The organism is Cryobacterium sp. MDB2-A-1 (genome assembly GCF_004402675.1).
In the GTDB taxonomy this organism is placed as follows: Bacteria; Actinomycetota; Actinomycetes; order Actinomycetales; family Microbacteriaceae; genus Cryobacterium; species Cryobacterium glucosi.
This window is the reverse complement of the sequence record NZ_SOFK01000010.1, coordinates 214,050-221,778: the sequence shown is the minus strand read 5'-3', so window position 1 is coordinate 221,778 and position 7,729 is coordinate 214,050. Positions and strand designations below refer to the sequence as shown.

General features: G+C 67.7%; 8 protein-coding genes. 5 read left to right on the top strand and 3 right to left on the bottom strand.

The window, feature by feature from the left end; all coding sequences use genetic code 11:
- The coding region (locus E3O39_RS02360; RefSeq protein WP_134446610.1) for an HNH endonuclease signature motif containing protein at nt 1–1,543 on the top strand (1,543 nt) is incomplete at its 5' end.
- Between the two features lie 36 nt (nt 1,544–1,579).
- Here the strand turns inward: E3O39_RS02360 and serB are convergent.
- Both serB and E3O39_RS02350 read right to left on the bottom strand, forming a co-directional pair.
- Nucleotides 1,580–2,227: a phosphoserine phosphatase SerB gene (serB, locus tag E3O39_RS02355; RefSeq protein WP_134446609.1), complete on the bottom strand. Its 648-nt coding sequence runs from the start codon at nt 2,225–2,227 to the stop codon at nt 1,580–1,582.
- On the bottom strand, nt 2,224–3,468 hold the full coding sequence (locus E3O39_RS02350; protein ID WP_134446608.1) for a glucose-1-phosphate adenylyltransferase: 1,245 nt from the start codon (nt 3,466–3,468) through the stop codon (nt 2,224–2,226). The genes serB and E3O39_RS02350 overlap by 4 nt, the downstream gene beginning before the upstream one ends.
- Before the next feature lie 81 nt (nt 3,469–3,549).
- Here E3O39_RS02350 and glgA point away from each other — a divergent pair, with 81 nt between their 5' ends.
- The 3 genes from glgA to E3O39_RS02335 all read left to right on the top strand — a co-directional run bounded on the left by glgA (nt 3,550) and on the right by E3O39_RS02335 (nt 5,927).
- Nucleotides 3,550–4,731 carry a glycogen synthase gene (glgA, locus tag E3O39_RS02345; RefSeq protein ID WP_134446607.1) on the top strand — a complete coding sequence of 394 codons (1,182 nt, stop codon included), beginning with the start codon at nt 3,550–3,552 and terminating at the stop codon, nt 4,729–4,731.
- Nucleotides 4,732–4,780: 49 nt separating this feature from the next.
- The gene (locus E3O39_RS02340; protein ID WP_134446606.1) at nt 4,781–5,563 is read left to right on the top strand and encodes an ABC transporter ATP-binding protein; all 783 of its coding nucleotides are present in this window, start codon (nt 4,781–4,783) and stop codon (nt 5,561–5,563) included.
- A gap of 112 nt (nt 5,564–5,675) precedes the next feature.
- Entirely contained in the window at nt 5,676–5,927 is a 252-nt protein-coding gene (locus E3O39_RS02335; protein WP_134446605.1) for a type B 50S ribosomal protein L31, read from the top strand.
- Between the two features lie 108 nt (nt 5,928–6,035).
- On the opposite strand, the gene E3O39_RS02330 is transcribed toward E3O39_RS02335, so the two are convergent.
- The gene (locus E3O39_RS02330) at nt 6,036–6,722 is read right to left on the bottom strand and encodes an exonuclease domain-containing protein (protein WP_134446604.1); all 687 of its coding nucleotides are present in this window, start codon (nt 6,720–6,722) and stop codon (nt 6,036–6,038) included.
- Between the two features lie 81 nt (nt 6,723–6,803).
- Between E3O39_RS02330 and E3O39_RS02325 the strand changes: the two genes are divergently transcribed.
- Nucleotides 6,804–7,703 (top strand): alpha/beta fold hydrolase, encoded by a 900-nt coding sequence (locus E3O39_RS02325; protein ID WP_134446603.1) that lies wholly within the window; start codon nt 6,804–6,806, stop codon nt 7,701–7,703.
- Nucleotides 7,704–7,729: the final 26 nt, after the last annotated feature.

The window sequence follows — 7,729 nt, the reverse complement described above, 5'->3', positions numbered from 1 at the left end:
CGAGGGCGCGGAGGGTCTGGCCGGGTCGGTGCCATCGGTTCATGCGGATGCTGTCGCCCGGCTCGCCGAGGCGCAGGCGGTTCTCGCAGACGCCCTGGCCGCGATCCCGGTGGGGCTGCTCAGCGACACAGAAGCTGTCACGGCGCTGAGCACCGTGGAGGCGATCGGTCGGACGGTGGATGCGGCCCGGGTGAGCACGGCGACGGATGTGGACCGGAGGGCCCGGGTGCTCGGCCGGGAGGGCCTGGCCTGGCGGATGGGCTGCACGGGCCCGTGGGATGTCCTCACCCGGGTGACACGGGTCTCGGCCCGGGAGGTCAAACGCCGCACGAAGCTCGGCGACGCGGTATTGCCGCGGCCGTGCGGCGGGAGCGGCTGGTTACCGCCGCTGTTCCCGACGGTCGGGGCAGCGCTGACGGCGGGGGAGATCGGGGTGGAGACGGCGGAGTTGATCGTGGCGGGTATGCAGGTGATCAGTCACCGGGTGGCGCCGGATGACCTGCTCACGGCGGAGCGGGCCCTGGTCGCCACGGCGGCGGGGCTGATCACCCCGGAGACCGAGGATTTGGCCGGGGCGGGTGTCGCGGTGACGACGGACCTGATCCGGGGCATGGTCGCTCAGTGGCAGGCGGCCCTGGACCCCGACGGGGTCCTCCCGACCGAGGACCTGTTCGAGGCGAAGTCCAACATCGGCTTCGGCCAACTCAAGAACGGGTTGTACCCGGTGAAGGGTGGAGTGACGCCGGAACTGTTCGGGGTGATGAACACCCTCTTCGACGCCTTCCTCAGCTTCCACGCCCGCCCGGCGTTCCCCACCGCCGAGGAACAGGCCCTGATGGATTCGGGGCAGCTGATCCCCGGCGCCGAGACCGCGGGTACCGACGCCGACACGGGCCCGGATCTGGACGTGATCGAGGCAGAGCTGCGGGAGCGCCGCGCGGACACCCGCACGGGCGGGGAGAAACGCGCGGACATCCTCCGGGCGTTGTTCGAACACGCCGCCCGCGACACGGACACCCCGTCGATGGGCGGGTCAGCCCCGACGGTAATGGTGCACGTGAACGCCGCCGACCTCGCCTCCGGGATCGGCGTCGGGTGGATCGACGGGGTCGAGGCCCCCGTGTCGTTGAAGACGGTGCATCAGCGCATCTGCGACGGCGGCTTCCAGGGCGTGTTGTTCGGGGCGAACAACCAAGTGCTCAAGCTCGGGCCGGAGCGGCGCTATTTCAACCGGGCGCAACGCCGGGCGATCACCGCCCGCGACGGCGGCTGCATCATCCCCGGGTGCAAAGCCCCGGCGCACTGGGCCGAAGTACACCACGTGAAGCCCTGGGCCAAGGACGGCCCGACGACCGTCGACAACGGGGTCTTACTCTGCTGGTTCCATCACCACAGCATCGATACCTCCGGGTGGGAGATCCGGATGGTGAAGGGCTCACCGCAAGTCCGGGCCCCTGGGTTGATCGATCCGCAACGGTTGTGGCGGCCACCGAACAGGCACCGCGCCCACCAGGTCCTCACCGGACCACCCAGACGCGACTAGAGTCCACCGGACACGGCGGCGCCTGTAGGGGAAGTGCTAGCCGCGGAGGCCGAGGATGGGCAGGACCTGGCTGAGGTCGCAGATGTCGATCGCGACATCCGCCTGTGCCCGCACGAGAGGCTTCGCGTTGAACGCGATGCCGAGACCCGCGACGTGCATCATCTTCAGGTCGTTCGCTCCGTCGCCGACGGCGACGGTCTGGGGGAGCGCGACGCCGAGTTCCGCCGCCCACTTCTGGAGGGTATCCGCCTTCGCGGTTGCGTCGATGATCGGCCCGACGAGGTTGCCGGTGAGGTGGCCGTCGACGACTTCGAGCCGGTTGGCTCGCCAGTGGTCGATGCCGAGGCTCTCCGCGAGCGGATCGAGCACTTCGTGGAAACCGCCGGAGACGACCCCGATTCTGCTGCCGTGGGCATGCAGTCCGGCGATGAGCTCGTGGACGCCCGGAGTCGGGCGCACCAGGAGCCCGACGTCGGTGAAGACGCTCTCCGGCAGCCCGGCGAGGGTCTTCACCCGGGCACGGAGGCTCTCGGCGAAGTCGATCTCACCGCGCATGGCCTGCTCGGTCACCGCAGCGACGAGTTCGAGCGAGCCCGCAGCATCCGCCAGGAGCTCGATCACTTCGTTTTCAATCAGGGTGGAATCGGAATCGAGGACGACAAGGAAACGAGTGGGACGGGTCACGGGTGTACGTGCACGCCCTTGCCGACGACGGTGATGCCGGACTCGGTGACGCTGAAGCCGCGCGCGAGGTCACGGTCCCTGTCGACACCGACGGAGGCTCCGGCGGCGACGACGACGTTCTTGTCGAGGATGGCCCGACGGACGGTCGCGCCGGGCAGGATCTGCACCCGGTCGAAGAGAATCGAGTCCGCGATGTGGGCGCCGGAATCGATGGCCACCCACGGCCCGAGCACACTGCGCTCGATGTGGGCGCCGGAGATGACGCAGCCGAGGGACACGATCGAGTCGATCATCGTGCCGAGCGAACCACGCCCGTCACGGACGAACTTGGCCGGCGGCGAGTTGAGCTGCTGGCTGAAGATCGGCCACTTCTGGTTGTAGAGGTTGAAGACCGGGAGCGCGCTGATCAGGTCCTGGTGTGCCTCGAAGAAGGAGTCGATGGTTCCCACATCGCGCCAGTAGTACCGGTCGCGATCGGTGGAGCCCGGTACCTCGTTGCGCTGGAGGTCGTAGACACCGGCTTCGCCGCGGGACACGAAGTCGGGAATGATGTCCCCGCCCATGTCGTGGCTCGAGTCGGTGCGTTCTCCGTCACGCAGCACGGCCTCGATCAGGGCGTCGGCGTTGAAGACGTAGTTGCCCATCGAGGCGAACACCTCGTGCGGCGCGTCGGCGAGGCCGATCGCGTCCTTCGGCTTCTCGCGGAACTCCCGGATGTGGTCCGGAGTGGCCCCGTCGACCTCGATGACGCCGAACTGGTCGGCGAGGCCGATCGGCTGGCGGATCGCAGCGACCGTGGCCTGTGCCCCTGAGGCGATGTGGGCCGCGATCATCTGGCTGAAGTCCATGCGGTAGACGTGGTCGGCGCCGACCACGACGACGATGTCGGGCTTCTCGTCGTGGATCAGGTTGAGGCTCTGCAGGATTGCGTCCGCGGAGCCGGAGAACCAGCGCTTGCCGAGGCGCTGCTGCGCGGGCACGGACGCGATGTATGAGTTGAACAAGCCGCCGGAGACGTGCCAGGTCTGGGAGACGTGACGGTCGAGGCTGTGCGACTTGTACTGGGTCAGGACGACGATCTGGGTCAACCCGGAATTGATCAGGTTGGACAGTGCGAAGTCGATGAGCCGGTAGTTGCCGCCGAACGGAACGGCCGGCTTTGCGCGGTCCTCCGTCAACGGCATCAGTCGTTTGCCCTCGCCACCAGCGAGTACGATTCCAAAGATCTTCTTCGATGCCATGTCTTTACAGTAAGGGCATCCGGGGCCTGTGGCCACCCGAAAACGGTGTGTCGGATGCGATGCTGCGCTAGTTTTACTTTCATGCGAGTCGATCTGTTGACCAAGGAATATCCACCAGAGGTTTACGGCGGGGCCGGCGTGCACGTCGCTGAGCTCGTCAAGGCCCTCCGTACCGACATCGACGTCGTGGTGCGCTGCTTCGGTTCGCCGCGCGACGAACCGAATACCTTCGCATACGGCGTCCCAGCCGAGCTTGCGACGGCGAACGGCGCCCTGTCGACACTCGGCGTCGACCTGTTGATGGCCCAGGACGCCGCGGGCACCGACATCGTGCACTCGCACACCTGGTACGCCAACGGCGCAGGGCACCTCGCCAAGCTCCTGCACGGCGTCCCGCACGTCGTCACTGCACACAGCCTGGAGCCGCTCCGGCCGTGGAAGGCCGAACAACTCGGCGGAGGCTACCGGGTCTCGAGCTGGATCGAACGCACGGCCTTCGAGGCAGCGGATGCCGTCATCGCCGTCAGCGGGGGAATGCGGGCGGATATCCTCCGCAGCTATCCGGCACTCGACGAGTCCCGGGTGCACGTCGTCTACAACGGCATCGACCTCGAGGCCTGGAAGCCGACCGCGGACGAGGACATCGTCCGTTCGCTCGGCATCGACCCGACCCGACCCTCAGTCGTGTTCGTCGGACGGATCACCCGGCAGAAGGGACTCCCGTATCTTCTCCGTGCCGCAGCGTCTCTCCCGCCTGAGGTCCAGCTCGTGCTCTGCGCCGGGGCACCGGACACCGCAGAAATCATGGCCGAGGTGACCGCTGGAGTCAGGGCGCTCCAGGCCGAGCGCACCGGGGTCGTGTGGATTCCGGAACACCTGTCCCAGCACGACCTCTCCGCCGTCCTGACGGCCGGCACCGTCTTCGTCTGTCCCTCGGTCTACGAGCCTCTCGGCATCGTGAACCTCGAGGCGATGGCGTGCGGCCTCCCGGTTGTCGGTTCGGCGACCGGCGGCATCCCCGAGGTCGTCGACGACGGGGTCACCGGACGACTCGTGCCCATCGACCAGGTCAGTGATGGCACCGGCACGCCGATCGACCCTGACCGTTTCGTCGCCGACCTCGCCCGCACCCTCCTGGAGGTCGTCTCAGACCCCGATCGTGCCGCGGAAATGGGCAGGGCCGGCCGGATCAGGGCGGAGGAAAAGTTCAGCTGGAGCCAGATCGCCACGAGCACCCGGGAGATCTACGCCGGGTTGCTCTGAGCCCCGCCCGGCGTGCCGACGCCTCGGCGACGGCAGATAACATGGATGCATGGTCAACGTTCTTCAATTCACCGACGTCTCCGTCGTCCGGGCTGGCACAACCATCCTCGACTCAGTGAACTGGAGTGTTGATGACGATCAGCGCTGGGTGATCCTCGGCCCGAACGGCGCTGGAAAGACCACGCTCCTCCAGATCGCCGCCGCGATGCTGCACCCCACCCGGGGCACAGCCGAGGTGCTCGAGGAGCCGATCGGCGGCACCGACCTGTTCGAGCTGCGTCCGCGCATCGGCTTCGCGTCGACCGCGCTCGCCCGGAAGGTTCCGGCGGGTGAAAAGGTGATCGACGTCGTCATGACCGCCGCGTATTCGGTGACCGGTCGCTGGACCGAGGAATACGAGGCCATCGACGAGCGCCGCGCCCAGCGTGTCCTCCAGGAATGGCGCCTCGACCACCTCGCCGATCGCACCTTCGGAACCCTGAGCGACGGTGAACAGAAGCGAGTGCAGATCGCCAGATCGATCATGACCGACCCCGAACTGCTCCTGCTCGACGAACCGGCGGCGAGCCTCGACCTCGGCGCCCGCGAAGAACTCCTGCGCCTGCTCGGCGGTTATGCCCTCGAGCAGAGTTCACCGGCCATCATCATGGTCACCCATCACGTCGAAGAGATCCCCCTCGGCTTCACCCACGCCCTGCTTCTCTCTGGCGGACGCGTCGTTTCGGCCGGCCCCTTCGCGGAGTCGCTGACGGCGGACACCCTCACCGAAACGTTCGGCCTGCCGATCGGCCTGAGCGAGGACGCCGGTCGCTTCACGGCCCGTGCGGCCTGACGCTCGCTTCTGCTAGACTCGACAGTCGGTCCTCGGGCCGTGTAACTTTTTCCTGCCGCCGTTCCCCGGGCCATCCGGTCCGGACCGGCGCAACTCATATAAGGAAGTTTTCATGAAGTCTGACATCCACCCCACATATGCCCCCGTGGTCTTCCGCGACCTCGCGTCGGGTGCGACCTTCCTGACCCGTTCGACGGTCTCGAGCGCCAAGACGATCGAGTGGGAAGACGGATCCACCTACCCCGTCATCGACGTGGAAATCTCCTCTGAGTCGCACCCGTTCTACACGGGCAAGCAGCGCATCATGGACTCCGCCGGACGCGTGGAGAAGTTCAACTCCCGCTACAAGGGCTTCGGCAAATAAGACCGACGCACTCGAGCGCGATACACGAAAGGCGAGCAGCCACGGCTGCTCGCCTTTTCTGTACCCCGCGTTCCGTACCCCGCGCGGATGCCTGCGGTGCTGCTCGCGTTACCGCTCGGGCCACGCGCCGCTCGCGACGAACTTCGGGTCGCGTTCGCGGCGCATGTAGTCCTGGAAGCGCTCGGCCTGCTGCATGGACCACTGCACCTGCAGCTCGTGCAGTTCGGCGACCGTGCCCGGCAGCACGGCGACGTGGGCCTTCGCGATGGCCTGGGCGACCCTGCCCGCGGCGATCGCGTCCGCACCGGCGTCATGGGCGTCGTCGAGGGACACCCCGTAGTAGGCGCTCGTGACCTCGAGGGTGCGCTTGCCCTTGCGGTAGCGGTCCACCTGCTTGTCGATGACCAGCGGGTCGACGACGGGGGAGGGCGACACGAGTGGTGCGACCCCGTAGCGGATGGCCTCCCGGTTGAGCAGGGAGAGGTCGTACGGCGCGTTGTATGCCACGATCGGAAGGCCCCTGCTGAGCAGTTCCCGGATGGTCGCGACGATCTCGGTGACACCTTCGCCGGCGGCGCGCCCGTTCGCAACGGCCTGGGCCGTCGTGATGCCGTGCACGTTGGTCGCCTGCTCGGGGATCTCGATGCCGGGGTCGAGCAGCCAGTCGATGCGCTCGACGACGGCCCCTGAGACATCGATCACGGCCACCGTCGCCGAGACGATGCGACTCGTCTCCACGTCGATTCCGGTCGTTTCGAGGTCGAAGACGGCGAGGGTGTCACTCCAGTTGCTCATGGGGCCAGCCTAGGGCCGACCGCCGACATCCCCGGGCGTCGACGCCGCCCCGTCGCGCGAGTCCTGCGTAAACTGGAGGGGATGATTGTTCCTTCGCCATACGACGCCCAGCTCGCCCGGATCCCGGTGAGCGTTCACACCGTCCCGGTGCTCGGGACCGACACCCGCTACTGGGAGTACGGGGATCCGGCAGCGACGACGACGATCGTGATGGTGCACGGCTTCCGCGGCGACCACCACGGCCTCGAGCCCGTCGTCGCCCAGCTCGCGGGGTATCGCATCCTCTCGCCAGACCTGCCCGGCTTCGGCGAATCGGCGGCGCTCACGACCCTGGGACACGACGTGCCCGGCTACTCGGAGTGGCTCAGGGGCTTCGTCTCGGCGGTCGCCCCGACCGGGCGCACCGTGATCCTCGGGCACTCGTTCGGCTCGATCATCGTGGCCTCCGCCGTCGCGGGCGGACTGCCCGCGGATGTCGTCGTGCTCGTCAACCCGATCGCGGCGCCGGCCCTGTCCGGTCCCCGCGGAATCCTCACCCGCCTCGCGGTGTTCTACTACTGGTCAGCGGCCGCCCTACCGGAGCGGCTCGGCTTCGCCCTGCTCCGCAACCGCTTCATCGTGCGGGTGATGAGCATCGCGATGGCCAAGACCCGTGACCCCGCCCTGCGCCGCTGGATCCACAACCAGCACGACCGGTATTTCTCCGCCTTCTCCGATCGCCGGGTCGTGCTCGAAGCCTTCCGCGCGTCCGTCGGAAGCGACGTGAGTGAATTCGCCGCGCGCATTCCGCAACGCACCCTGCTGATCGCGGCGGACAAGGACGACATCACCCCCGTCGAGGCCCAGTACCGGCTGCGCGCGCTGTTCCCGGACGCCCGTCTCTATGTCATCCCCAACGTCGGGCACCTCATCCACTACGAAGTTCCCGCCGAAGCGGCAGAACAGCTGCGCCGCTTCCTCGACGAGGCGGCGTCGGCATGATCGGCCCCGGCATGATCGGCCCCAGC